Below are 24,988 nucleotides of genomic sequence, written 5' to 3'. Positions count from 1 at the left end.
CTCCTTTCTTTCTATACTATTTCATAAGAGAAAAAACTTGTAGATATATAACCTGTCAAAAGGAAAGCAATAGAATATTAGCAAAAACAGCAGATTAGACTTAATTTTCATGGCAAAAGAAAAAAGATGCAATAGCTTGCATCTCTTCTCTATAAAGACTATTCAATTTCCTGATCTAATTCATTAAACGGTTCATAATCGAAAAATTCTGCTAGTGTGATATCCATACCATCACAAATCTTTTTGATTGTGGAAACAGTTGGATTCTTACTCCTTCCAGAGGTAATATTACTTAGTGTTGATTGTGTCATACCACATAAAATACTAAGTTTATTCATGGAAATGTTGCGCTCATCGCATAATTCCTGAATACGTTGGCAGCATACTTCTTGTAGTGTCATTGGAATCACTCCTTTTCTAATACCTATTCTAAAAGATTCGCTATAGAAAGTTTAACCAATTATAGTTAAATTAACTATATATACAACAAATTTATAAGTATCACGCATTCCCGTTTAAGAAACGAATATTTCAAATGAAAATGCTCATACTACACGTTGTAAAGGAGTGTCGTTATGAAAGCTACTGGAATCGTTAGAAGACTGGATGATTTGGGACGTTTAGTTATCCCTAAAGAAATAAGAAAACAATATCGATTGAAAGAAGGAGATTCTATTGAATTTTTCATTGATAATGATCGCATCGTAATTCAAAAACATGATATCATGTCAAATCATATGGAAGAAATAAATATCATGTGTGAAACTTTACATGCAATGTATCAAAATACTGTTTGGTTTATCCAGGATGAATGGTTAAACAAAAAACAAATTAATTTGCGCGAAAGTTTCTTAGAACAATGTCATGTTCATCGCATGCAAGTTTTTAAAAATACAATGGTCATGAAAAATCAGGATACGGCATATGATGGTATTATCTATCCGATTACCTCTTTTGGCGATTGGTTTGGAGCCTTTGTTATGTTATATGATAAAAGTGTATTAGATAAAGAACAGTTATATGCGTTGGAGGCATTTACACAACTTTTATCTCGCCAACAATCACAATAAATGGTAAACTATACCGTAGAGGTGAAGTTACGATGCGATTAGATAAATATCTGAAAACAGCACGTATTTTAAAACGGCGAACAGTATCAAAAGAATTAGCCGATCAACAACGTGTTTATGTTAACGGAAAAGTAGCAAAACCATCTACGGATGTAAAGATTGGTGATGAAATACGCGTTCTGTTTGGTTATCGAGAATTAAGTGTTCGCGTTTTGATGTTACAGAAACAAGTAAATAAGAATGATGCGGCACTCATGTTTGATGTGTTAGAAGAAAAAATTATCAAGAAGGATGCACCAAATAATAGATGATAGAAACAGGAACATACAATTATAAAAAGGCTGTAATGCGAATTGACACAAGGGAAATGAATCTTAAAGTTTAGATAAATAGTTCATTTCAAAGTCGTCACTCCATTACGTCTTTTTTTTCATTATGGGGAATCATAAAAATGAGGAATCATGAATAGATATTATTAGAATCGATAGAACAAAGAAATTTCTGAATTCGAGTTAACTATATATAATTAAAAGTGGTAAAATAAAGTATACCATCAGTTGCATGTGTTTTGAATGGAGGGCTCATTATTACAGATTCAGAAATCTTTCAAATAATCGTAGATATCATGGAAATATCAAACGAACAAGATGATTTGCATGCGTTATGCTCTTGGATAGATGAAATAGGAATTGATGCAGTGTTTGAAACAATCATTCGTTTACATACAATTTATACGCTGGAATAAAAACGTTAGAATCATTTTGTTAAATCTTAAAAAGTCTTAAACCCTTATTATTTACTAGTGTTTTCATATAAATGTTATATAATGAAGACGAAAACATTGTATAGAAAGGATGCGTATATTGTAAGGATGACTGCTTAGGTGAGTTCATTACAATATACCAGGTGATGGTATGGCATATAATGTCCTGATCGTAGATGATAATAAAGAAATCCGAGAAGTGGTCAATGTACTATTAAGTAATGAAGGATATATTGTGAATGAAGCTGACAATGGTGCAGAAGCTATTACAAAATGCGAAGCACAGGATCTTATTATCTTAGATATCATGATGCCCGGTATGGATGGTTTTAAGACATGTCGACGTATCCGTGAATTAACCAATGTACCTATCTTATTTCTTACGGCAAAGACTTTAGATCAAGATAAAGAAGACGGCTTTAACAGTGGTGGCGATGATTATCTTATTAAACCATTTTCCTATAGCGAGCTTTTATCTCGTGTAAATGCTCTTATACGTCGTTTTTATGTATATCGCGGAAAAAGTAATATTGAGGAAAGTAATATTATAGAACGTAATGATTTGAAAGTGGATCAAAATAGTAATCGTGTATGGGTTGGTGATGAAGAAGTAAATCTTACCGAGATAGAGTATCGTATCTTGCAATTACTGATTACCAATCCTAAGCGCGTCTTTTCTAATAAAGAATTATACGAAAGCATATGGGATGAATCCTATTTATATACTGCCAATAACACGATCATGGTACATATACGGAATTTAAGGAAAAAATTATTAGTTGATCCTTCCAATCCTAAGTATATACGTACTATTTGGGGAAAGGGGTATCGCTTTGATTAGAAAAACACGAATATCCAGATTAAGTATCAAACTGGTTATGATAGTGTTAATTTCTTTTGTGGCCAGTGCTTTATTATTTGCTATTTTGTTCATGAACCGTTATCGCGTTTTTCATTTCATTATTGATGAAACAGCCTTAACAAAATCAACAGCTGAATCGGTAGCTCAATTGCAAACTACGATTACCAAGAAACATATATCAAAAAATGATCAGAAACGCATCCGTGAAGAAATGAAAGAATATCGCCATCTTACGATGCAGCTATATGATTCTGAAGGGGTCTATTATACGGATCATGCCAGTCCTTTGGAAAAGGATGTATACATAGAAACATCTTCTTTTCTATTAACGTTATATTATCCACAATATGAAGATTATACATTAAAATTTTATGATGGTACATATAATTTGACCGTGTATTCTTATCAAGGTGTTTGGTTTATGGAGCTGTATGTAATAGGTGCTATTGTGCTTTGTGTGATGCTATTTCTATTACTGATCATGCGCTATATCCGCCGTAAAATAAATTACATCCTAAAAATAGGGGATGAAATGAAGCTGATAGAAAGTGGAGATTTCCAACATCCAATTCTTTATGAAGGTAAAGATGAATTAACAGATCTAGCAATTCAATTGAACCAATTGCGTTCTGTATTAGATGAAAACATGCGAAGTGAAAAAGAAGCAAAACAAGCAAATCAAGATTTGGTTACAGCGATGAGTCATGATTTACGTACGCCATTGACCTCCCTCCTTGGTTATCTTGATATTCTTGACATGAAAATATATAAGAATGAAGAAGAGCGTTCGGAATATATTCGTAAGTGTAAAATAAAGGCTGATCAAATTAAAGATATGTCTGATCGTTTATTTACGCATTTCCTAATCTATGCACAGGATGAGAATATCCAATTGCAGCTGATGGATCAAGATCAGGTAAATGTGATGCTCGAGGCCTTTGGCAATGAATTGATTGACAGTGGTTTTGAGATTCAGCTGCTTATTGACGCAAAACCATTTAAGATTATGGCTGAAACGAGTTTGTTAAAAAGAATATTCGATAATTTATTATCAAATATCCGCAAATATGGGTCATCACAAGTGGAAATAAGTTTACGCTGTGAAGAAAAGCAGTTATGCATGTGTATTAAAAATGATAAGAAAGAGGATATTTCAAAAGAAGAAAGTTCTCATATCGGATTAAAGAGTGTACGAAAAATGCTGTCTTACATGAATGCTACTTTAGTGATTCAGGAGGTAGAAGACATTTTTATAGTACAGCTTGTGTTCCCTTTATCAATGGATGGTTTACCAAAAGCATGAGATGATGAATGAGGATCCTTTATATGGAAATGTTAGTATCAGATGAAATACATTCCTATCGGCTTTTGGAAATCTTATACAACTAGGATATGAAGTGAATAAAGAAAAAGAATCATCAGCAAGTTCTAAGCATGAGATTACTTGAAAGAGATAATATTCAAACCTATTTCAGTAAATCATTGCGTGAATGAATTGCCAAGGATTCTTTTTTTGTATCATGTTTCACCGTGATGTGATCATTAGAATATTATCATAAATAGCATAAGAAAACAGTTACTACTTAAAATTAAGGCTTACTTGAATTAAAATTACAAAAAATGTAAGGAAGTTAATGCTTGCAGGATACCATCTTCACTAACCTTTGTCGTTACATAATCAGCGATTGCTTTTACATCTTCATGAGCATTTCCCATAGCAATGCCTATGGCAGCATGTGTCAACATTTCTACATCGTTTAAACTATCCCCAAAGGCAATGTAGGAATCCATTTGCAGATGTTTTAACAAGTATTGGATGCCTTTATATTTATGATAATCTTTTAATACGATGTCGGCATACGTGGATAATCCGGGAATAATATGTATACCATCAATTTCATGATAAGATGCATAATCGTATTGTAAGGGACCGTAAGCGATCATCATGATGACAGGTTGTCCATCATAAGGCTTAACTTCTGGAACAAGTTCTTTAAAAAAATCCAATGCCTGATAAACCAGCTCATTAGGCGCAGCAGTAAGATATTCACCTTCTCCATGAATTATCAATATAGGATTTTGTTGGGCATGTGCCACCTGCATACACTTTTCAACACTCGCTTGAGGAATACAGGCGAGATGTAAGATTTCTTGTTTTTTATTAAAGATTGCCTGACCATTGTTACATAAGAAAAAATCCCAATCAATTAAGGAAGCAAAACCGCCATTCTTCAATGATGGCAAAGAACGTCCTGTTGATATTCCCAGTAAATGCCCTTGTTTATGCAGCTGTTGTAAGGCTGTGATTGTAGAAAGGGGAATTTGATGGGTTTCTGTATCAATGAGTGTACCATCAACATCAAAAAGAAATAGCATTTTATCGTTCATAAATTTATCAACCTGCCTTATGTCTACATGGTATCATAGGTTAAGGAACATTGCCACATTTAATCTTCATGGTGAAGTACACATTCGTAAACATATGGAAAACAACGGAAATTGGGTAGGAAATAGGCGATATACCTTTTTTTTACTTGGCTTTTTTGATAAAATAGGAATGGAGGTAATTTTTTTATGAAATCTGCAATAGTATTAGCGGCTGGTAAAGGTACCAGAATGAAATCCTCACTATGTAAAGTCATGCATCCGGTGTTAAATAAACCGATGATCGGACATATTATCGCGGCATTAAGGGCTGCCGAGGTTGATCGAATCATTGTTGTTGTCGGACATGGAGCAAATAGCGTCAAGGAGTATTTACAAGATGACGTAGAATATGCATTACAGGAACCGCAGTTGGGTACCGGGCATGCTGTCATGCAAGCTAAGGCATTAGCTGAAGAAGACGGCGATACCATTATCGTAAATGGGGATGGACCTTGTATTCAGAAAGAAACAATTCTGAAAGCATTTGCGGCGAATCAAAACTATGCATGTACCGTATTGACTAGCGTATTAGCGGATGGTGAGCGTTATGGACGTATAGTACGTAATCGTGATGGTATGGTTGAAAAAATCGTTGAAGCAAAAGATTGCAGTGCTGAGGAATTAGCCATTAAAGAAATCAATACTGGAATTTTCTGTTTCAAGACCAGCAAGCTGTTTGATGGTTTAAAAGAAATCACCACCAACAATGCCCAGAATGAGTATTATTTAACAGATCTGGTAGAAATTTTTCATAAGCATAATGAAAAGGTAAATGCGATGATCGTAGATGATGCAGAGGAAACCATGGGTGTGAATGATCGTGTTGATTTAGCAAAAGCCAATAGCTGGATGAAAAAGCACATTAATCATAAACACATGTTAAATGGTGTGACCATTCTGGATCCAGACAACACCTATATTGATGCTGATGTGGAAATCGGAGAGGATACAACGATTTATCCCAATGTGCATCTACAGGGAAACACTAAGATAGGTTCCCATGTGACAATTTTACCGAATTCTTTCTTGCGCAATGCGCTTATTGAAGATGGTGTGACCATTGATAGCAGCAAAATTGTTGAAAGTAAGGTAGGGGCTAAGACAACAATCGGTCCTATGTCACATTTAAGAAACAATACGGAAATTGGTGAGAATTGTCGTATTGGAAATTTTGTGGAATTTAAAAACTCACACTTTGGCAATGGAAGTAAATGTGCGCACTTAACGTATGTGGGAGACAGTGATGTTGGCGAGCGTGTCAACTTTGGCTGTGGTGTTGTGACCGTCAATTACGATGGTAAGAACAAATATCGCACGACGATTAAAGATGGTGCATTTATTGGCAGCAATTGTAATCTGATTGCGCCTGTGACCATTGGCGAAAACGCTTTGCTTGCGGCAGGTTCTACAATTACTGATTCAGTAGATGATGGTGATATGGGAATTGCCCGCTCTCGTCAGTCCATAAAGAAAGGTTATGGATCAAAGTATAAGAACAAATAGGAAAGGAATAGGGAACAATGGAAAACAAAACAGTAGTATTTGCGTTAACATCCAGTGTGGGTCTGGCAAATGAAATCGTCAGTCAACTGGGTATTCCTCTGGGACAGTGTGATGTAAAACACTTCTCCGATGGAGAAATCATGGTTGAACTTGGGGAATCTGTACGTGGTAAGAATGTCTTTATCGTACAGTCTACCTGCGCACCGGTTTCCAGTAACATCATGGAGGTGTTGATTGCTATTGATGCCTGCAAACGTGCCAGCGCCGGACATATTTCTGTCGTAATGCCATACTTTGGCTATGCACGTCAGGATCGTAAGGCAAAACCAAGACAGCCAATCACCTCAAAGTTAGTTGCTGATTTACTTGAAAGAGCAGGAGCTAACCGTGTAATAACAATGGAACTTCATGCTACACAGATTCAGGGATTCTTCGATATTCCGGCGGATGATATTTCAGCAATACCAATCATCGGTAAATATTTCAAGGAATTAAATCTGCAGGATGTAGTTGTTGTATCTCCGGACCATGGAGGAACTACGCGTGCGCGTAAGTTAGCGGAGATTCTGCATGCACCATTGGCTATTATCGATAAACGTCGTCCAAAACCAAATGTGGCAGAAGCGATGAATATCATTGGTGATGTAAATGGTAAGGTTGCCATCATGGTAGATGACATTGTAGATACTGCCGGAACATTAACAGCAGGTATTAACATGTTGTATGAAAAGGGTGCTACCGCTGTATACGCATCTTGTGTACATGGGGTATTAAGCGGACCAGCAATTGATCGTTTAAAAGCAAGTAATTTAGCAGGTTTCATCTGTACAAATACAATTGCACAAGATGAAAAAGCTGCTCAGTATCCAGAAATGAAAGTATTATCTGTTGGACCGGTACTTGGTGATGTCATTAAGGCAATTGAAGAAAACCGCCCGGTAAGTCCAATTGTTTCCCGTTACGCTGAATAAAAAAATACATAGAAAGGAATTTATATGCTGGAACATATCGTTGCACAATTCCTGCCAGAAATTATTTCTTTACTGGAACTGATTGGGATTGCAGTAATCACCTTCGGTTCGGTTAAGGCTTTCTATCATTATAGTAAGGCTTTTCTGACAAAGAAACGATACCCGATACGTATCGAATTAGCAAATGCTCTGGCATTGGGACTGGAATTTAAGATGGGAGCCGAAATTTTAAAGACGGTTCTTGTCCGCAGTCTAAATGAAATCCTCATTTTAGGTGCGATCATTCTTCTAAGAGCACTGTTGTCATTGATGATTCATTTTGAAATCAAGGCAGAACAGCAACATGGCTCTCCTGAAGAGGCATCTCCTAACAATTATTAAATATCATAAAATATTTATTAAAAAAGAGTCAAGGCATATACGAATGTATTCTCACAAATGAAGTGGCAAATGTGAGAGATACCGTGTAGTGTCACGACTCTTTTCTTATATAAGTCTTTATAAAGGATATTTTATTGCTTTTCTATTCTTATAACTTATTAAACTTTATTTCATAATTTAACATACTTCTTTATAATTCATTAAACTTATTTGTAAATCATCGAAATTTTCTTTATAATTCAACAAACTTCATTATAATTCATTAAACTTTTCTTGATAACTCATGGTACTTAGCTTTTTAAGAAACGTATGTTCTATTTATCGTTTGTATGAAAAATGGTGTGAATAAAATGTTTAGGCCCATGTCGATAAAGCAATAAGATACCATCTTTTCCTATATCATGATAAACATCATCAAAATAAAACATACCGGCTACTGCCGTGAATTGATTCCAAAAGTCACTATGTAATGCTTTATGCAATACGGTATGCTGCAAAGCTTTATTTTCAATTGTAATAGCTTGTGCCAACATGCCAAATGCTTTTTCTTTGTGAGGCTCATAGCGGACATCTTGAAATTTATACTCTTTACAATTGCGATTCCAGGCTAACCAATTAGCCAGCCCATGAGTAAATGTCATATCATCTAGCATGTCAAGATAATGGTGAGTTGACAAAGGGTAACGATGACGTATACAAAGCTTGGTTATTTCCAAAGTGATATAATTTTGCATGATATAAGTCATTTGAGAGAGGATTCTTGTATAATCAGCAATATGAATCAGATCTAAAATGATAACGTTATGCTTGAAAACTTCGGTACGCATTGGGGCTGAGGTACTTCCGACAACCGGTATGATGGTTAATGAAGCAAGAAGCTCATCCATATCGGAAAATAAGCTTAACCAGATATCTTGATTAAATACCGGGAATTCCTCGACAATCGTTTCCAGTTCACTTAATAATGCGGAAACGACATCTTTACGTTTGCTATCTGGTTGTTGAAAGCCAGATACATAGGAATATCCGCTGCTTTGTTCCATAGGTAAATCATGTAAAAAGGCATGAATAAGAGATGAATCAATTTGCATACTATCCCTCCTTGTCTTTTATTTTACTATAGAAATGTAATTTCAGAAAGGAAGAAACATTATAATTCTTTGAATTCACAAGAAAGTACATCAGAGTAGAATCTGCTGAGGTATTTAAATTATGCATGGCATTACATTCGGTAAGTCGAGGCAGTTTACGAAAAGAATCTGCCATCGCAAATAAAGTTAACACCTCGGGGAACAATAACTCATGAGGTGATTGTATGGATAAGCAATTAGCAAAGCGTGTGTTTTTGTGTTGTTGTGGTTTTTTGCTAGTAATTGCGATGATGGCATCCGTCTTGCCATCTGCTGAATTGATTAAGGTAAGCAGCGAGAAGAAAAAAGTGATGTATCTTACCTTTGATGATGGTCCAAGTCAGAATACGCAAGAAATATTAGATATTCTAGATCGTTTCCATGTGAAAGCAACCTTTTTCGTAACAGCAGAAAGCCCAGATCATATAAATATGATTAAAGAAGAGGTGAAAAGAGGCCATGCGATAGGAGTTCATACATATGCACATGACTATAAAACAATTTATACAAGTGTAGATGGTTATTTTAAAGATGTTGAAAAAATGAACGATATCATTGAGAAACAAACAGGTAAAAGGACAAAAATTCTACGTTTTCCAGGTGGTGTCAGTAATACAGTCTCACGGAAATATGCCTCTAAGATTATGAGTAAATTAGCTAAAAAAGTTGAGGAACATGGGTATCACTATTATGACTGGAATGCTTCGAATGGCGATGGAAATTGTTATACAAGCGTGGATTCTTTGATAAACACAGGGCTAAAAGAAGTAAGAAATCAGGATACGGTCATGATGCTTATGCATGATGGAGGTGCCAATAAAGCTACTGTTGAGGCTTTGCCTACGCTGTTAAACAGTTATATACAACAAGGCTTTGAATTCCGGATCATCGATGATACAACGCCGGTTTTTCATCATCATATTGCAAATTAAAGGCAAATTCATTACACGATGGAAGAAAAAAAGAAGAAGGTTGCAGGTTATGGATACTGAATGAAATCATATCCAACAGGTTTACAAACTTCTTCTTTTCTATTGAGATTACTTTATTCTTTAAGATAAGATTACTTCCTTCATTTGAAAGATAAGAACTATCGCTACTAATAATTGGGATACGTCATGATGTCTTTTCGAAGAAACGATAAAGACGAAACTTCCCTATAACAGATAGTATTATCCGGCTTTTGAAACAAGCTCATTTTGATGATCAATATCTGCTTGTGTAATGGTTTCACCTTTATCTATCTTTTTAATTAACTTAATAGCATTCGTTACACAGGCTTCATTTGGTACCATAACATAGGCATTAAATCCATTAGCCGGTGTCCACTTGGTTGCGCCGCGGCCACTCACTTGAATTTGCTTGATATCCCAGCCACTCATATCATTCAACTGTGCTTTTACAAATGCTGTCATTTCACTTTGTGACATATTTGTCTGGAAGCTGCCGCTTACAGCACTCATAATACCTGTATAGTTTGTGATAATCGTAGGGGATAAGGCTTTGTTGATAATAGCTGTCAAAGCGCGCATTTGATTACGGCTACGTTCACGATCACCGTCAGCTAATGAATAACGTTCACGAACAAAGCCAAGGGCTGCTTCACCACTCAAATTATTCTCACCGACATTGATTTGATATCCGTTATTTGTCGTAAAGGCAAATGGAGAATTTACTGTGATACCACCTAATGCATCGACAATATTAATTAAACTTGAGAAATTTACACGTGCATAATAATTTAATTTGATATCCATAAAGTTCTCAACTGATTTCAAAGTACAATCAACACCAAAGATACCTGTATGGGTCAATTTATCAAGCTGATTATCTTGACATACCTGAGGAATATAGAAATCACGAGGTACACCGGTCATTAAAATCTGATGTGTTTTAGGGTTAATAGATACGATCATATTAACATCGGAACGCGATACAGTAGCGATAGAACCATAAGTATCAATACCGGTAATATACACATTAAATGGATCTTCGGTAACGTCAACACCTTTTGCCAATGCTTTTGATTTGGTCTCATATCGGTATTCTTTAATGACACGTGTCTTTTTGTTAAAATCAGAGTGTTCTTCTTCAAACATCCCGCGAGAACCTTCGTTAACTAAGATTGCGTCCACATTTCCATTGTATAAGTCATCACCATATTTCTTATAAGAAGAATAGCTAATGGTAACTGGCTTAGATCCTAAATCTTTTTCAATATCTGTCAATGCCTTATTTTGGGTTTCTGAATCACCAATAGAGATTGTGCCAAGTTTCTTATCCTTTAAGTCATTGATTTCTTTCATTTTGCTATCTTTCATAACAACAACGGATAGGATAGATACATCGGTATCACTACCTGTCATTTTTGAGAAAGCATCACTTGTTTTAAATATATACCAATTACCTACAGCTAATAATAAGGAAAGAATAACGATGAGAACTTTTCCTAAAGCTCGGTTAAATCGATTTACTCTTTTACCCATCTGTAAATAATACATTGCCAATAATAGTAACAGAAGCAATACAGCAAGTATCATAAAATATTTCATAGGAATCAGATTAATTGTAAATGCTTGAACGATAAATGCTAAAGTAAGTACGGCATATATCAATATGAAATAAAATTCAGGCTTTTTATAGAACGCCTTTTTATTCGTGCTTTTTTTTGCCATGTTTTCAGCCCTTTCTTGTAATGATAAGCATATTTATTATACCTGTTTTCAAGCGTTTTTACTACATAAAATTCTTACGTTTCATTAAGCACTAAGAAATGGTAACAAAACAGAAATGCCGCTTTTACAAAAATAGGATGCTTGAAAGAAAAGTGTAGTGTATATCAGCTATGCGTTATTTTCTTGTTTTTCCCAAAGCATCTACAAAAGCATACAATTTATGCGTTATCTGCGAAAAAGATGGTAAACGAATAGGAAAAATGGTGATATACATGATACAATATACGTTAGAAACGGCAGGTGTTTATACATGTTACAAGATACCATTGCGGCAATTTCAACAGCAGCTGTAGATGGCGCCATCTCGATCATACGAATGAGTGGTGATGCGGCCATTCAAATTGTTGATTCCTTATGTTCGATCGATCTGACATCAAAAAAAAGTCATACAATCAGTTATGGTTTTATCCTAGACCCTATTACAAAAGAGGAAATTGATGAGGTGTTAGTATCGGTTTTTCGTGCTCCTAAAACATTTACAAGAGAGGATATCGTAGAGATCAATTGCCATGGCGGCCGTTATGTGACAAAAAAGATTCTGCAACTTTGTCTGATGCAGGGGGCACGCTTAGCAGAGCCGGGAGAATTCACGCGCAGAGCATTTTTAAATGGCCGAATTGATTTGACACAGGCAGAAGCTATTAACGATATGATTCTTGCGGATTCTAATGAGAGTCGGAAATTAGCAATGCATGGGATTCGCGGAAGTGTAAAAAAATTATTAGAGCCATTCATTAAAAATATTTTAGATATTATCGCGAATATAGAAGTGAATATCGATTACCCTGAATATGATGATGTTGAGATGTTGAGCAATGAAGTGATACTTCCTAAGATTCAAAAATGGCTTTCACAAATTGATCAATTATTAGAACGTGCTGAAAGTGGACAAATGATGAAAGAAGGTATCAAAACAGCGATTATCGGAAAACCAAATGTTGGGAAAAGCAGCTTGTTAAATGCCCTTCTGGAAGAAGATAAAGCAATTGTTACCGAAATAGCAGGAACCACCAGAGATATTGTGGAAGGTCATATTCACTTGGGTGGTTTGACTTTGAATTTGATAGATACAGCGGGAATTCGTGAAACAGAAGATGTTGTTGAAAAAATCGGTATCGAAAGAAGTATGAAAGCTATCGAAGATGCACAATTAATTATTTTAGTTTTAGATGCCAGTCGTCCATTGGATGAAGAAGATCAGCAACTGATGCAAATGACTGAAAATAAGACAAGAATTATTGTATATAATAAAAAAGATCTTAATCAACATATAGAAGGCATATGCATTTCTGCTCAACATCATGAAATTGAACCGTTAATACATGAAGTACATCGATTATTTGACAGTCATAAAATTGTTATAGAAGAGCCCGTATTAGCGAATGAACGACAAATATCACAAATGATGAAAGCCAAAAAAAGTATGCTGTCAGCTGTTGATGCGATTGCGATGGGACTTGAACTTGATGTGGTAGAAATCGATATACAGGAAGCTTATACGGCATTAAAAGAAATATTAGGAGAAGTACATCGAGAAGATTTATTAGACACATTATTTGCTAATTTCTGTTTAGGTAAGTAAATATAGGATGGTTTTTAATCGACTGGTTACAGAAGCAGATTCTTAAAAAGAAGGTGAAAAGTATGGACTATACATTAACAGATACTCATTGTCATATCACATGTGATGATCTATTTGAACGCATTGATGATGTGATTGAAAATGCAAAAAGGCATCATGTAGGAAGAATGCTGATTGTTTGTACGAATTTTAAAGAATTTGAACGTGCAAAAAGTTTAAAAAAGCAACATCCTGCAATCTTTGATATTGCGTTAGGCTTTCATCCCAATGATCTATATAAATTTGAAGAAAAAGATTATGTACGATTGGAAAGCTTATTACAGCATCATGAGTTGTGTGCACTTGGTGAAATAGGTTTGGATTATCATTGGGATGACGTAAAAAGAGAAGATCAGATAAAAGGCTTTATACGTCAGCTTGAAATGGCGAAAAAATACCACATTCCGATTCTTATACATATGCGAGAAGCCACAAAGGACACGCTTGACATCTTGAAAGAACACAGACCTTTACAAGGAATTTTCCACTGTTACAGCGGAAGTTATGAGACAGCTGTTGAGGCAATGAAATTAGGCTTTTATATTTCCTATGGCGGACCATTGACATTTAAAAATTCAAGAGGAGCTCCAGAGGTTGCTGAAAAACTTTCTGTAGACAGATTGTTTGTTGAAACAGACAGCCCATATCTTACACCGCATCCACATCGCGGCAAACAAAATGAGCCGATGTATGTTGAAGTAACCTTTCAACGCTTATGTGAAATAAAGGGTATGAGTGAAGCTGAGTTGGCTGAGCAATTAGAAAGAAATTATCAAAGGTTATTTTATAATACATTGCGGTTATAGGAACTTTGAAAAACAAAAAAGATAAGAAGATTTTATTTATTAGATAAATACTATTTTCTTATCTTTATTTTATATTGACAATGGAAAGTTTAAAGGTATTTCTACTCTTTATATCATTCATACTTTTTACCTATATAATATATAGCAAGTATTAAGCTACAAAAAAGAAAGGTTAGTAAAACGCCCTGTATGTTGCTTGTAACTGTTGAACCATATAATTTTATACATATACCGTGGATGAGAATGAATACATCAGCAGATAGCAGTGCCCAACTCTTAATTGTGGTACAGATATATGGCCAATTCCCATTATGGAAAGATAAACCGGTACAATGTATTCTGAAAATACCATGCATAACATAATGAATCTTATTTGAATCGTAATAGGAAGGTAATACCTTTGGGGTAAGAAAACAAAAATATCCTCCTAATAATAAGATGATAACACTAGTAGTTATGCTGCTTTGTAAGTCTGATATCGAGATATCTGCCATAGTAAACATGATAATTTCAAAGAAAAAGATGATGATGCATAGGAAATATGCGATGATCCAATGTTTTCGATGCCGTTGTAGCGTGTGATAGATGACGTGATCGTATGCATGAATATCGCATGGCTTCAAGGATTCGATATTCTGATGCTCACCTTTTAGTAGTTCAGTAACAGTGAAATCAAATAAATTTGCTAGGGGCATAAGCAAGGGTATGCTGGGCATGCTTACTCCACGCTCCCATTTACTTACGGTTTTATCTGATACATACAACTTGTCAGCTAAATCTTTTTGTGTAAGCTTTTTTGCTTTTCTTAATTCACTTATATACGAACCGACTTTTTCATTATTTATCTGATCCATACATACACCTCCTGGCTATATCTTACAGTGTCATGCTTTTATAATCAATCGACTGTTAGTAGAGTTATGAAAAAGATGTAGATCATGATGGATAAAGAATCTGTACAAGGTATTCATATAAGGGTTATGCGGCTGATTATAAAAAAGTCATAAAAAAACTGAAGGAAGTCAGCAATGATGTTGATGTTTCTTCAGCTTATTTCGCATATTTGTTTTTAAAATCCATCAGTTTTTGAAAGGTCTCCTCACTGATGACATGTTCAATGTGACAGGCATCCTCATCAGCATTTTCAGCACTGACACCAAGTACATCTTGTAAAAAACCGCTGATGGTTTCATGACGCAAATAAATACTTTTTGCCAAATCTCTTCCGGCATCGGTGAGATGAATATCTCCATAGCTTTCTTGTAAGACATACCCTTTTTCTTTTAACACATTCATGGCTTTGTTTACACTGGGTTTGGATACATGCATGCGACTTGCGACATCCACACAGCGAATTTTTCCGGTTTCTTCCAATATCAGCAATGTTTCTAAATAATCTTCTAAAGATTCCCCTAATTTCATGCAATCACCTCAATATACTTTCTTTAAATATATCATAAAATCAAGACTGTGAACATAAGTTTGTGTAATTCTCTTCTTTAAAGCCAACAAGAACAACTTGCTCTGTTACAAGAAGCGGACGTTTGATTAACATGCCATGCTCACTCAGCAATTTCAATTGTTCTTCCTCGCTCATCAAAGGAAGACGTTCTTTCATATGTAGTTCTTTGTATAAATTACCACTGGTATTAAAGAATTTTTTCAAGGGAAGTCCACTGCGCTTCCACCATGCGGTTAACTCTTCAACACTTGGGGTATCTTCCACAATGTGTCGCGCTTCTACTTCGACACCAAGGGATAGTAAGTGCTTTTTCGCTTTTTGACATGTGGAGCATTTCGGATATTCAATAAATAAGACTTTCATAATAGCCACCTCACTTAGCAATATCATAGGGGAAATTTGCCGGAATTGCAATCTTTCTGCCTATATCATAAGCCTTTATATTTCTTAAATTGTTTGCGGCATAGTATATGATAGAAAATTGAAATAGCACCTATGACACATAAGATGATACATAGCGCTAAGAAAGAGATGGTGATAGTTCCGGTATAGTGTGTATTTGCCCAAAGCATGATACCTATATAGCAAACAGCATAAATAATTATATAGATGATCCAACTATATTCTTTAAAACGCAAAACAGTGCGGCCTTGTGCAAAATCAGCTAATAAAATGGCAGCAGATACGGCAAGAGCGGTACAGAAATCATTTACAGTAAAGGTAAATGTATAGTGTGTGAAAGAAATAGATGTCGTATCATCAAGACCTATCAAAGACAAAAGCAAGATCATGATAAAGAAGATGAAGATAGCACCGGAAAAGATGTATAATAAACGCAAAATATGTTCTAGCATGGTTTCTTTTACAGCATTTTCGCTGATTTGATTGCAGAACTCTTCAAGATCACCGAAAGCTTCTTCTGTTGGGATGTCACGTTGTTGATTATCCAAGGCTAAGGCGAGCACATCGTCAAGAATATCACGGAATACAGTATTGCTGATATGACGAGAGGATAAATTACGAGCAATCTTTGTATATACTTTTTTATAATCGTGGTGCAGATCTTTTACTTTATTTTTCATAAAGACACCTCCGTTTTTATGCTGCTTCTTTATAGGAAAAGTAATTCTTATGCTGTGTATGAAAGTACAGGTATAACAAAATAGGTGTTAAGAGAATACATATGCCAATAAAAACTATAGGAATTATAATAGAATGAGGCAAATAAGGCGATAACATAGGAGGCATTATACAAATTAGTAAAGCATAGAGGGGTATCATAATGGCGTAACGACCAAATTCTAAACGAAAGGATAAACGGTTGATTTGGTCATAGGGATACCTATAAATGTCAAAATATAGCGTATAAGTTCATCTGCAGTAAAACGTATCTCACCATGGTTATTGAAGATTCCGATTAGGAAAAGAAGTGTGATAAAAATGCATAGCAGTCCGCCATATAAACCTACTTTTTCTATCGTTGTTTCTTTTACGGCATTGCGGGAAATCTCATCACAGAACTGTTGGTAATCTCCAAAAACTTCTTTAGGCTTTAAATTGCGCTGTTGATTATCCAAAGCCATCACAAGAATATCTTCTAGAATGTCATACAAAACCAAACGATTAATATGCTTGCTAGTTAAATAATCTTTCATTAAATGGAAGGTTGTTAGATAATCGCTATTAAGACCACGCTCATCTAATTTATTTTTGTAAAATATCATTCTCACCTCCTGATGTACTCTTGTAGTTAAGAAACTGTTGATAATGCTTATGCCGCAGCCAGTAAGACAAACTTAGCATGATTACACAAATGAAACAAATACAACCAATAAATAATAAAGGAATATGCATCTTAGCTGGCAGGAGATAAGGAGCTATTAAATACATACCGCCATCAATAACAATAAAGCCTATAATTATGATAAGAATACGCATTTTAGGTAGATGGAAAGCATATCTTTGATAGATATACATAACTAAAGTTATCATTAAGAAATCTGTGAAGTACATACAGAAGTCTGCTCTGTCATAAAGCAGATAGCCAAGTTGTAGGGTCGTTTGTAAGGAAAAAAGTAATTCTTTTAAGAAGCTTAAACTAAATAACATAAGAAAGGCACCTAGGTATAAAGAAATTGTTTCTAACTTTGTTTCCGCAATGGCATTTTTTGATACCTCATCACAGAAACTTTCATAATCGCCAAAGGTTTCATGTGGTGAAGCTCCACGCAGTTGTCCTTCTTCGGCGATTGCTAAAATGTCTGCTAAGATATCTTTACGAATGAGTTTGTTTATGTTTTTTGTATATAGATACTCACACATTGTTTGATAAACTTTACGATATTCCTTGTTTAAGTTTCCTGTATCTTTCATCGTGTTCACTCCTTTCGATTATGCTCTTGTACCACCTGCATAAACATTATGCATTATATTATTACGTATCTTTTCTATCATCGAATAATACATGCATGGTATGTTCTAGAATTTGCCAATTTTCGTAAAATTCAGCTAAATACATTTTGCCTGCTTCTGTAATCTGATAATACTTACGTTTAGGACCTAGCGGTGATGCTTTTTTCTCAGCCTTGATATAATGTTGTTTTTCTAAGCGCAATAATATGGGATACAAGGTACCTTCACTGACATCTATCCAGCCGGCTTCTTTCATGCCCATTAAAATCTCATAGCCATATGTTGTTTGCTTTTCGATAATCTTGAGAATACATCCTTCCAGACTCCCACGCATCAGCTGTGTTTTGTCATACATGCAATCACCTCTACTTTGTTACACAAGGTACTTCCTTCAACTACATTGTAACACAAAGTAGCATAGACGCAAGAAGGTATTAAAAAATTAAGATATTTTCAGAAATTAATGAACGAGGATATCAAACTACTTATGTAGCAAGGGGACACAGGCTTTGTTTTTATCTGTTATTTTTAGCAACCGTTTCTATGCTATATTGAATACAGGTAAAAATGATAATAAACCTGTATAAATATATGTAAAAATTAAGAAAACCTATTGTAATACCATAGGAAGTTTAGTAAAATAATCATGTATTGACAATATGCTTGTATATACTCCATAATATGGATGGAGAGTTTCTAGCCGTGAGCCGTAAATTCACGGGCTACAAGCAAACAATTACTCTTTCTTTTTGTTCGAGACGTACTTGTTTGCTTGGCAGGCAGGTACGTCTTTATATTTTTATAGGAGGTCTTACTTATGGTCTTAAGAAGATGCACTATATTAATTACACAATTCAACGGTTTTTAGTGTACATATTAAGAGATGCTTGATATGTATTTTTTATTTCTAAGGAGGAAAAGCAAATGAGTGAAAAGAAACCTATCGTCAGTATTTTAATGGGAAGTCGCAGTGATCTTCCTACTATGGAAGCTTGTTTCAATCAGCTGAAGGAATTCGATATCCCCTTTGAAGCACATGCTTTATCAGCACATCGTACACCAAATGAAGTTATCGCGTTGGCAGAAGGCGCAAAGAAACGCGGTATTAAGGTTATTATCGCTGCTGCCGGTGGAGCTGCACACTTAGGTGGTGTGATTGCTAGTTCTACGACATTACCAGTGATTGGTGTTCCTATTCAGACAAGTGCATTAGGTGGTATGGACTCTTTGTTGAGTACCGTGCAAATGCCTGGTGGAATTCCTGTCGCAACTGTCGCAATCGGTAAAGCCGGTGCAAAAAATGCCGCTATCTTAGCAGCGCAGATGATTGCCTTGAGCGATGATGAAATGGCTGAAAAAATGGAAGCCTTTAAGAAAGCAATGGCTGAAAAAGTTATCAAAGATTCCGTAATTGAAGTGGAATAATATGAGGAGAAGAAGATGAACTATCGTGTGTATGTGAAGAAGAAAGAAGCTTTTCGTGTAGAAGCAGATTCTTTATTTCATGAATTAAAACAGAATTTGAATTTATCTGATGTACATGGTATTGAACTTTACAATGTCTATGATGTTTTCAATGGCGATGACCATGATATGGAATTGTTAAAGGATAAGGTATTATCAGAAAAAGTAACAGATGAAGTATTTGATGAAATCGCATTGGAAGGAAAGACATACATTGCTTATGAATGTCTGCCTGGACAATATGATCAGCGGGCTGATAGCGCACAGCAGTGTTTGATGCTGTTGAATAATAAGCAGGATGTTGTTATCAAAAGTGGAAAGATCGTTATTCTGGATGGCAGTGTAAGTGAAGAAGAACTTATCGCCATTAAGAACTATCTTATCAACCCTGTGGAAATGAGAGAAAAGGATCTTTCTGTTTTAATCAATGAAGAAGATGTTGAAATCGAAGCTGTTCCGGTTTTAGAAGGTTTCTGTGCTTTGGATGAAGCAGGCTTAGAAGCACTTCGTCAGGAACATGGCTTAGCTATGACCTTGGCAGATATTGCCCATGTGCAGAAGTATTTCAAAGAAGAAGAACAGCGTGATCTGACTTTAACGGAATTAAAGGTATTGGATACGTATTGGTCTGATCATTGTCGTCATACAACATTTGAAACAATCTTACAGAATGTGACCTTTGATGCCGGTTCTTTACAGGATAGCATCCAGAAGGCATATGAAACTTATTTGCATTTACGTGAAGAGGTACATGGGAATAAGAAAGTTATGACCTTGATGGATATGGCAACCATTGCCGGTAAATATTTGCGTAAGAATGGTAAATTGGAAGACATGGAAGTCAGTGATGAAATCAATGCCTGCTCCATTGAAATCACGGTGGATGTAGATGGTGAAGATCAGCAGTGGCTGTTGATGTTTAAGAACGAAACGCATAACCATCCAACGGAAATTGAACCATTTGGTGGCGCATCCACTTGTATCGGTGGTGCCATCCGTGACCCATTGTCAGGAAGAAGCTATGTCTATCAGGCAATGCGTATTACCGGTGCCGGTGATATTACAAAAGATATTAAGGAAGCTTTACCAAATAAATTGCCACAATCCCGTATTTCTAAGGGAGCGGCTGCCGGATATTCTTCTTATGGAAACCAGATTGGTTTAGCAACCACATATGTAAAAGAAATTTATAATGATGGCTATGTCGCAAAACGTATGGAAGTTGGTGCAGTCGTTGGAGCAGCACCGAAAGAAAATGTTGTGCGTAAAAAACCAAATGCCGGTGACATCGTTGTCTTGATTGGTGGAGCTACCGGACGTGATGGTGTCGGTGGAGCTACCGGTTCCAGTAAGGAACACAATGACACCTCTTTAACGAAATGTTCCAGTGAGGTTCAAAAAGGAAATGCACCGATTGAACGTAAGCTGCAGCGCTTGTTCCGTAATCCAAAGGCGACACGTTTGATTAAGAAAGCCAATGACTTTGGGGCCGGCGGTGTCAGTGTTGCCGTTGGTGAATTAGCCGATGGTTTACAAATTGATTTGGATAAAGTGCCAGTAAAATACAGTGGCTTATCAGGCACCGAATTAGCAATCTCCGAATCACAGGAACGTATGGCTGTATTAATTGAAGAAAAAGACTTTGATGAATTTAAACAATATGCCTATGAAGAAAATCTAGACGCTTGCATCGTTGCTGTGGTAACCGAAGAACCACGCTTGGTAATGCAGTTCCAAGGTAAGGAAATCGTGAATATGTCACGTGCTTTCCTGGATACCAATGGTGTGCGAGGCTTACAGGATGTTCTTGTGAAAGAAGGCTTAACAACAAAAGATCCATTCCACAGTAGTGTGAAAAGCATTGAAGAAGACTTACAGCAGCCAAATATTGCTTCTCAGATTGGCTTGGCTGAAATGTTTGATGCTTCCATCGGTAAGTCTACTGTTTTAATGCCATTTGGCGGTAAGTATCAATTAACTGAAACAGAAGGCAGCGTACAGAAATTGCCTGTCTTTGGTTTCACAAATACGGCAAGCATCATGACACATGGATATCATCCTGAGGTATCTTTATACTCTCCTTATTTAGGAGCTAGCTATTCTGTCGTAGAAGCCTTGGCAAGAGTGACAGCGTTAGGTGGTAATTATGCTACTTGTCGTTTAACCAATCAAGAATACTTTGAACGTTTACATACAGACCCTGAAAAATGGGGCAAACCTATGCAGGCACTGCTTGGTTTGATTGAGGCAGAAATGGCTTTTGAAACACCGGCAATCGGTGGTAAGGATTCCATGTCCGGAACCTTTAATGATATCAGTGTGCCACCTACCTTGATTACCTTTGCCGTCACAACCGAAAAGACAGACAATATCATTTCCAGTGAATGCAAAGCAGCAGGTCATAACCTGTATCTGGTAAAACACACACCAAAAGCAAACAAGACTCCGGATTATGAACAGTTAAAGAAAAACTTTGCCCTTGTGCGTAAGCATATCTTAAATAAAGATATCGTAGCTGCTGCTACCGTGAAATTTGGAGGTATTGCCGAAACTTTATGTAAGATGAGCTTTGGTAATAAGATTGGTATCGATGTTGTGACGAATGAACCTGTTTTTGATATCAGCATTGGTTCTATCATCGTTGAAAGTGATAAGGTAATCGAAGATGATGCCTTCATCCTGTTAGGTACAACAACCGATACAAACAGTATTCGTATCAATGAGGAACGTATCAACATTGATGATGCTATCGCTGTTTGGTGCAAGCGTTATGATAAGATTTATCCAATGAGTGTTGATCATGATGGAAAACGTGTGGATACACCTACCTATACAAGCACAGAACATAAGAAAGCAAGCAAGACGTATGACAAACCGAAAGTTATCATTCCGGTTTTCCCTGGTCAAAACTGTGAATATGACACGAAACAGCAGTTTGAACGTGCCGGTGCCGAAGTTGAAATCTATGTCTTCAACAATCTGAATGTTACGAGCATTGAACGCAGTTTGAAAGAATTAAGTGAAAAAATTGCCCATGCGCAGATCTTAATGTTAGTTGGCGGTTTCTCCAGCGGTGATGAACCTGATGGCAGTGGTAAGTTTATTGCGAATGTCTTAAGCAATCCATTGGTAAATGAAGCAGTTCAGACATTGTTAAGCAACGATGGTCTGATTCTTGGTATCTGTAATGGATTCCAGGCATTGATCAAGAGTGGCTTATTGCCATATGGCAATATTGAAGGGCTGAATGAAGCTTCTCCTACCTTGTTCCGTAACAACATCAACCGCCATGTTTCACATATTGCGACAACGAAAGTTACCAGCAATAAATCTCCTTGGCTGTCTAGCTTTACACCAAATGACTGCCATAGCATTGCCATGTCACATGGAGAAGGTAAGTTTGTGGTAAGCGAAGAAGTTGCCAAAGAATTGTTTGAAAACGGACAGGTTGCGACACAATATGTTGATTTAGAGGGTAATCCAACTATGGATGGCACGTATAATATCAACGGTTCTTACTATGCCATTGAGGGTATTACCTCTAAGGATGGTCGTATCTTAGGTAAGATGGGACATAGTGAACGTTATGAAGATGGACTGTTTAAGAATATTGATGGTAATAAACTACAGAACATCTTTGAAAACGGTGTGAACTACTTTAAAAATAAATAAGAAGGAATGAAAAAGATAGCAATGCCTGTGTACACATCCTCAGGCATCGCTATCATGTATAGGATATACAGAAAGGTAAAGAGAATATGAGTGATAAGTATAGAGAAGCCGGTGTCAATCTGGAAGCTGGCTATGAATCCGTAAGATTGATTAAAAGTCATGTGGCACGTACAAAGGTAAAAGGTGCGATTGATTCTATCGGCGCCTTTGGCGGTATGTTTGATTTATCCATGTTAAATATGAAAGAGCCGGTTTTGGTTTCCGGTACAGATGGTGTTGGTACCAAGTTGATGATTGCTTTTGCGATGGATAAGCATGATACCGTTGGTATTGATGCAGTCGCAATGTGTGTAAATGATGTTTTGGTACAAGGAGCTGCGCCAATCTTCTTCTTAGATTATTTGGCAGTGGGCAAGAATGAGCCAACGAAGATCGAGCAATTGGTAAAAGGTGTAGCGGATGGCTGTGTACAAGCAGAATGTGCTTTGATTGGCGGCGAAACAGCAGAAATGCCGGATATGTATGATGTACAACATTACGATATTGCCGGTTTCTGTGTGGGTGCTGTAGATAAATGTAATCTATTAGATGGCCAGAAGATTGAAAAAGGCAATGTGTTGATTGGCTTACCAAGCTCCGGTGTACATTCAAATGGGTTCTCTTTGATTCGCAAGGTTTTATTAAAGGATGCGAAATTAGATTTACATAAGCGTTATGAAGAATTAGGTAATGAAAAACTAGGTGATGTTTTATTAACCCCTACTAAGATTTATGTCAAAGCTATTAAACACCTGCTAGGCAAGGTGGATATCAAAGGCATGAGTCATATTACCGGCGGCGGTTTCTATGAAAATGTACCAAGAATGTTAAAGGATGGACAGGGTGTTTCTATCGATTTAACGACATATCCACATAAACCAATCTTTGATTTCATTGCGAAGACAGGGGATATTCCTATGAAGGAAATGTGCAATGTCTTCAACATGGGTATTGGCTTTATGATGGCTGTGGATAAAGCAGATGTAGAAAAGGTACAAAGCCTGTTACAAGAAATCGGCGAAGAATCTTATGTCATCGGTGAAGTAACCGATAGTGGAAGTGTGGATTTAACATGGTAAACATTGCGATATTTGCCAGTGGCAATGGTTCTAACTTTGAGAATCTTGTCAACGAAATAAACAATGGACATATCGATAATGCCGTTTGTAAGGTATTGATTATCGATAAGGAACAAGCATATGCCAAAGAGCGTGCAGCGCGTTTAGGTATCCCATGTGTCTATGTGAATCCTAAGGGCTATGGCGGTAAAGAAGGCTATGAAACAGAAATCATGAAAACCTTAGAGAGCTATGAGGTTGAATTGATTGTTCTAGCAGGCTATATGCGTTTTATTGGCAAGGTGCTGTTAAGCAACTATCCAAATCGCATCATCAATCTGCATCCGGCATATTTACCTGCCTTCCCCGGTGCGCATAGCATTCAAGATGCTTTTGAAGCAAAGGTATCTTATACAGGGGTTACCGTGCATTATGTAGATGAAGGTGTCGATACAGGGGAAATCATTCATCAGGAAAAGATCATGATTGATCCATCCTGGGATCTGGAAACCTTAGAAGAACATGTGCATGCGAAGGAATATGATATGTTTCCACGTGTAGTAAAGACAGTTTGTGAACGTATGGAAGAACATAAATAAAGAAAGAGCGGTG

At 36.3% G+C, this 24,988-nt stretch carries 25 protein-coding genes and 1 riboswitch; of the genes, 14 read left to right on the top strand and 11 right to left on the bottom strand.

Annotation, left to right across the window (positions count from 1 at the left end):
* Positions 1 to 158 precede the first annotated feature (158 nt).
* Positions 159 to 401 carry a helix-turn-helix domain-containing protein gene (locus tag KJS44_RS14355; RefSeq protein WP_008690268.1) on the bottom strand — a complete coding sequence of 81 codons (243 nt, stop codon included), beginning with the start codon at positions 399 to 401 and terminating at the stop codon, positions 159 to 161.
* A gap of 174 nt (positions 402 to 575) precedes the next feature.
* Here KJS44_RS14355 and KJS44_RS14350 point away from each other — a divergent pair, with 174 nt between their 5' ends.
* The 4 genes from KJS44_RS14350 to KJS44_RS14335 all read left to right on the top strand — a co-directional run bounded on the left by KJS44_RS14350 (position 576) and on the right by KJS44_RS14335 (position 3,998).
* A complete protein-coding gene (locus KJS44_RS14350; protein ID WP_008690269.1) occupies positions 576 to 1,070 on the top strand; it encodes an AbrB/MazE/SpoVT family DNA-binding domain-containing protein in 495 nt (164 codons plus the stop codon).
* 32 nt (positions 1,071 to 1,102) lie between these two features.
* Entirely contained in the window at positions 1,103 to 1,381 is a 279-nt protein-coding gene (locus tag KJS44_RS14345) for an RNA-binding S4 domain-containing protein (RefSeq protein WP_008690270.1), read from the top strand.
* 603 nt (positions 1,382 to 1,984) lie between these two features.
* On the top strand, positions 1,985 to 2,674 hold the full coding sequence (locus tag KJS44_RS14340; protein WP_008690271.1) for a response regulator transcription factor: 690 nt from the start codon (positions 1,985 to 1,987) through the stop codon (positions 2,672 to 2,674).
* Complete coding sequence (locus tag KJS44_RS14335) at positions 2,667 to 3,998, top strand: HAMP domain-containing sensor histidine kinase (RefSeq protein ID WP_017144734.1); 1,332 nt, start codon at positions 2,667 to 2,669, stop codon at positions 3,996 to 3,998. Before KJS44_RS14340 ends, KJS44_RS14335 begins: the two co-directional genes overlap by 8 nt.
* A gap of 308 nt (positions 3,999 to 4,306) precedes the next feature.
* On the opposite strand, the gene KJS44_RS14330 is transcribed toward KJS44_RS14335, so the two are convergent.
* On the bottom strand, positions 4,307 to 5,083 hold the full coding sequence (locus KJS44_RS14330; RefSeq protein WP_008690273.1) for a Cof-type HAD-IIB family hydrolase: 777 nt from the start codon (positions 5,081 to 5,083) through the stop codon (positions 4,307 to 4,309).
* Positions 5,084 to 5,269: 186 nt separating this feature from the next.
* Between KJS44_RS14330 and glmU the strand changes: the two genes are divergently transcribed.
* The 3 genes from glmU to KJS44_RS14315 are packed head-to-tail and all read left to right on the top strand — an operon-like array spanning position 5,270 to position 7,977.
* Positions 5,270 to 6,625 (top strand): bifunctional UDP-N-acetylglucosamine diphosphorylase/glucosamine-1-phosphate N-acetyltransferase GlmU, encoded by a 1,356-nt coding sequence (glmU, locus tag KJS44_RS14325; RefSeq protein WP_008690274.1) that lies wholly within the window; start codon positions 5,270 to 5,272, stop codon positions 6,623 to 6,625.
* Positions 6,626 to 6,642: 17 nt separating this feature from the next.
* A complete protein-coding gene (locus KJS44_RS14320) occupies positions 6,643 to 7,596 on the top strand; it encodes a ribose-phosphate diphosphokinase (protein ID WP_008690275.1) in 954 nt (317 codons plus the stop codon).
* Positions 7,597 to 7,620: 24 nt separating this feature from the next.
* Positions 7,621 to 7,977, top strand: a complete 357-nt coding sequence (locus KJS44_RS14315; RefSeq protein ID WP_008690277.1) for a DUF1622 domain-containing protein — start codon at positions 7,621 to 7,623, stop codon at positions 7,975 to 7,977.
* Positions 7,978 to 8,291: 314 nt separating this feature from the next.
* Here the strand turns inward: KJS44_RS14315 and KJS44_RS14310 are convergent, their stop codons facing one another.
* Positions 8,292 to 9,068: a hypothetical protein gene (locus tag KJS44_RS14310; protein WP_008690278.1), complete on the bottom strand. Its 777-nt coding sequence runs from the start codon at positions 9,066 to 9,068 to the stop codon at positions 8,292 to 8,294.
* A 224-nt stretch (positions 9,069 to 9,292) separates the two neighbouring features.
* Here KJS44_RS14310 and KJS44_RS14305 point away from each other — a divergent pair, with 224 nt between their 5' ends.
* The gene (locus KJS44_RS14305) at positions 9,293 to 10,039 is read left to right on the top strand and encodes a polysaccharide deacetylase family protein (protein WP_008690279.1); all 747 of its coding nucleotides are present in this window, start codon (positions 9,293 to 9,295) and stop codon (positions 10,037 to 10,039) included.
* Positions 10,040 to 10,279: 240 nt separating this feature from the next.
* Here KJS44_RS14305 and KJS44_RS14300 read toward each other — a convergent pair whose 3' ends face one another.
* On the bottom strand, positions 10,280 to 11,782 hold the full coding sequence (locus tag KJS44_RS14300; RefSeq protein ID WP_008690280.1) for an LCP family protein: 1,503 nt from the start codon (positions 11,780 to 11,782) through the stop codon (positions 10,280 to 10,282).
* Positions 11,783 to 12,092: 310 nt separating this feature from the next.
* Here KJS44_RS14300 and mnmE point away from each other — a divergent pair, with 310 nt between their 5' ends.
* Together mnmE and KJS44_RS14290 are read left to right on the top strand one after the other, a co-directional pair.
* Positions 12,093 to 13,424 carry a tRNA uridine-5-carboxymethylaminomethyl(34) synthesis GTPase MnmE gene (gene mnmE / locus KJS44_RS14295; RefSeq protein ID WP_008690281.1) on the top strand — a complete coding sequence of 444 codons (1,332 nt, stop codon included), beginning with the start codon at positions 12,093 to 12,095 and terminating at the stop codon, positions 13,422 to 13,424.
* Positions 13,425 to 13,486: 62 nt separating this feature from the next.
* A complete protein-coding gene (locus tag KJS44_RS14290; RefSeq protein ID WP_008690282.1) occupies positions 13,487 to 14,269 on the top strand; it encodes a TatD family hydrolase in 783 nt (260 codons plus the stop codon).
* A 113-nt stretch (positions 14,270 to 14,382) separates the two neighbouring features.
* On the opposite strand, the gene KJS44_RS14285 is transcribed toward KJS44_RS14290, so the two are convergent.
* From KJS44_RS14285 to KJS44_RS14255, 7 genes are all read right to left on the bottom strand, one after another.
* Positions 14,383 to 15,123 (bottom strand): helix-turn-helix domain-containing protein, encoded by a 741-nt coding sequence (locus KJS44_RS14285; protein WP_008690283.1) that lies wholly within the window; start codon positions 15,121 to 15,123, stop codon positions 14,383 to 14,385.
* 196 nt (positions 15,124 to 15,319) lie between these two features.
* On the bottom strand, positions 15,320 to 15,691 hold the full coding sequence (locus KJS44_RS14280) for a metal-dependent transcriptional regulator (RefSeq protein ID WP_008690284.1): 372 nt from the start codon (positions 15,689 to 15,691) through the stop codon (positions 15,320 to 15,322).
* 40 nt (positions 15,692 to 15,731) lie between these two features.
* Positions 15,732 to 16,094: an arsenate reductase family protein gene (locus KJS44_RS14275; RefSeq protein ID WP_008690286.1), complete on the bottom strand. Its 363-nt coding sequence runs from the start codon at positions 16,092 to 16,094 to the stop codon at positions 15,732 to 15,734.
* A 65-nt stretch (positions 16,095 to 16,159) separates the two neighbouring features.
* Positions 16,160 to 16,813, bottom strand: a complete 654-nt coding sequence (locus KJS44_RS14270) for a membrane protein (protein WP_008690288.1) — start codon at positions 16,811 to 16,813, stop codon at positions 16,160 to 16,162.
* A 219-nt stretch (positions 16,814 to 17,032) separates the two neighbouring features.
* Complete coding sequence (locus KJS44_RS14265; protein ID WP_008690289.1) at positions 17,033 to 17,455, bottom strand: hypothetical protein; 423 nt, start codon at positions 17,453 to 17,455, stop codon at positions 17,033 to 17,035.
* Positions 17,436 to 18,104 carry a hypothetical protein gene (locus KJS44_RS14260; protein ID WP_008690290.1) on the bottom strand — a complete coding sequence of 223 codons (669 nt, stop codon included), beginning with the start codon at positions 18,102 to 18,104 and terminating at the stop codon, positions 17,436 to 17,438. The genes KJS44_RS14265 and KJS44_RS14260 overlap by 20 nt, the downstream gene beginning before the upstream one ends.
* Positions 18,105 to 18,165: 61 nt before the next feature.
* Positions 18,166 to 18,498 (bottom strand): PadR family transcriptional regulator, encoded by a 333-nt coding sequence (locus tag KJS44_RS14255; RefSeq protein WP_008690291.1) that lies wholly within the window; start codon positions 18,496 to 18,498, stop codon positions 18,166 to 18,168.
* A 288-nt stretch (positions 18,499 to 18,786) separates the two neighbouring features.
* Positions 18,787 to 18,888, top strand: a riboswitch (purine riboswitch).
* Positions 18,889 to 19,067: 179 nt separating this feature from the next.
* Here KJS44_RS14255 and purE point away from each other — a divergent pair.
* The 4 genes from purE (at position 19,068) to purN (ending at position 24,975) form a co-directional block, all read left to right on the top strand.
* On the top strand, positions 19,068 to 19,568 hold the full coding sequence (gene purE / locus KJS44_RS14250) for a 5-(carboxyamino)imidazole ribonucleotide mutase (protein ID WP_008690292.1): 501 nt from the start codon (positions 19,068 to 19,070) through the stop codon (positions 19,566 to 19,568).
* A gap of 15 nt (positions 19,569 to 19,583) precedes the next feature.
* A complete protein-coding gene (locus KJS44_RS14245) occupies positions 19,584 to 23,279 on the top strand; it encodes a phosphoribosylformylglycinamidine synthase (RefSeq protein WP_213540146.1) in 3,696 nt (1,231 codons plus the stop codon).
* A gap of 86 nt (positions 23,280 to 23,365) precedes the next feature.
* Complete coding sequence (gene purM, locus KJS44_RS14240) at positions 23,366 to 24,397, top strand: phosphoribosylformylglycinamidine cyclo-ligase (protein WP_008690294.1); 1,032 nt, start codon at positions 23,366 to 23,368, stop codon at positions 24,395 to 24,397.
* Complete coding sequence (gene purN / locus KJS44_RS14235; protein ID WP_008690295.1) at positions 24,391 to 24,975, top strand: phosphoribosylglycinamide formyltransferase; 585 nt, start codon at positions 24,391 to 24,393, stop codon at positions 24,973 to 24,975. The genes purM and purN overlap by 7 nt, the downstream gene beginning before the upstream one ends.
* Positions 24,976 to 24,988 lie beyond the last annotated feature (13 nt).

Source organism: Longicatena caecimuris (assembly GCF_018406465.1).
In the GTDB taxonomy this organism is placed as follows: Bacteria; Bacillota_I; Bacilli_A; order Erysipelotrichales; family Erysipelotrichaceae; genus Longicatena; species Longicatena caecimuris.
The sequence above is the reverse complement of the archived record's forward strand: the minus strand, read 5'-3'. Positions and strand labels throughout refer to the sequence as shown.

Coding starts and splice junctions, on each gene's coding strand:
- KJS44_RS14245 (WP_213540146.1), top strand. CDS start 19,584: ATGAACTATCGTGTGTATGTGAAGAAGAAAGAAGCTTTTCGTGTAGAA.
- purN (WP_008690295.1), top strand. CDS start 24,391: ATGGTAAACATTGCGATATTTGCCAGTGGCAATGGTTCTAACTTTGAG.
- glmU (WP_008690274.1), top strand. CDS start 5,270: ATGAAATCTGCAATAGTATTAGCGGCTGGTAAAGGTACCAGAATGAAA.
- purE (WP_008690292.1), top strand. CDS start 19,068: ATGAGTGAAAAGAAACCTATCGTCAGTATTTTAATGGGAAGTCGCAGT.
- KJS44_RS14290 (WP_008690282.1), top strand. CDS start 13,487: ATGGACTATACATTAACAGATACTCATTGTCATATCACATGTGATGAT.
- KJS44_RS14305 (WP_008690279.1), top strand. CDS start 9,293: ATGGATAAGCAATTAGCAAAGCGTGTGTTTTTGTGTTGTTGTGGTTTT.
- KJS44_RS14315 (WP_008690277.1), top strand. CDS start 7,621: ATGCTGGAACATATCGTTGCACAATTCCTGCCAGAAATTATTTCTTTA.
- KJS44_RS14285 (WP_008690283.1), bottom strand. CDS start 15,123: ATGGATCAGATAAATAATGAAAAAGTCGGTTCGTATATAAGTGAATTA.
- KJS44_RS14275 (WP_008690286.1), bottom strand. CDS start 16,094: ATGAAAGTCTTATTTATTGAATATCCGAAATGCTCCACATGTCAAAAA.
- KJS44_RS14310 (WP_008690278.1), bottom strand. CDS start 9,068: ATGCAAATTGATTCATCTCTTATTCATGCCTTTTTACATGATTTACCT.
- KJS44_RS14350 (WP_008690269.1), top strand. CDS start 576: ATGAAAGCTACTGGAATCGTTAGAAGACTGGATGATTTGGGACGTTTA.
- KJS44_RS14330 (WP_008690273.1), bottom strand. CDS start 5,083: ATGAACGATAAAATGCTATTTCTTTTTGATGTTGATGGTACACTCATT.
- mnmE (WP_008690281.1), top strand. CDS start 12,093: ATGTTACAAGATACCATTGCGGCAATTTCAACAGCAGCTGTAGATGGC.
- purM (WP_008690294.1), top strand. CDS start 23,366: ATGAGTGATAAGTATAGAGAAGCCGGTGTCAATCTGGAAGCTGGCTAT.
- KJS44_RS14270 (WP_008690288.1), bottom strand. CDS start 16,813: ATGAAAAATAAAGTAAAAGATCTGCACCACGATTATAAAAAAGTATAT.
- KJS44_RS14260 (WP_008690290.1), bottom strand. CDS start 18,104: ATGAAAGATACAGGAAACTTAAACAAGGAATATCGTAAAGTTTATCAA.
- KJS44_RS14280 (WP_008690284.1), bottom strand. CDS start 15,691: ATGAAATTAGGGGAATCTTTAGAAGATTATTTAGAAACATTGCTGATA.
- KJS44_RS14355 (WP_008690268.1), bottom strand. CDS start 401: ATGACACTACAAGAAGTATGCTGCCAACGTATTCAGGAATTATGCGAT.
- KJS44_RS14300 (WP_008690280.1), bottom strand. CDS start 11,782: ATGGCAAAAAAAAGCACGAATAAAAAGGCGTTCTATAAAAAGCCTGAA.
- KJS44_RS14340 (WP_008690271.1), top strand. CDS start 1,985: ATGGCATATAATGTCCTGATCGTAGATGATAATAAAGAAATCCGAGAA.
- KJS44_RS14255 (WP_008690291.1), bottom strand. CDS start 18,498: ATGTATGACAAAACACAGCTGATGCGTGGGAGTCTGGAAGGATGTATT.
- KJS44_RS14265 (WP_008690289.1), bottom strand. CDS start 17,455: ATGATATTTTACAAAAATAAATTAGATGAGCGTGGTCTTAATAGCGAT.
- KJS44_RS14320 (WP_008690275.1), top strand. CDS start 6,643: ATGGAAAACAAAACAGTAGTATTTGCGTTAACATCCAGTGTGGGTCTG.
- KJS44_RS14345 (WP_008690270.1), top strand. CDS start 1,103: ATGCGATTAGATAAATATCTGAAAACAGCACGTATTTTAAAACGGCGA.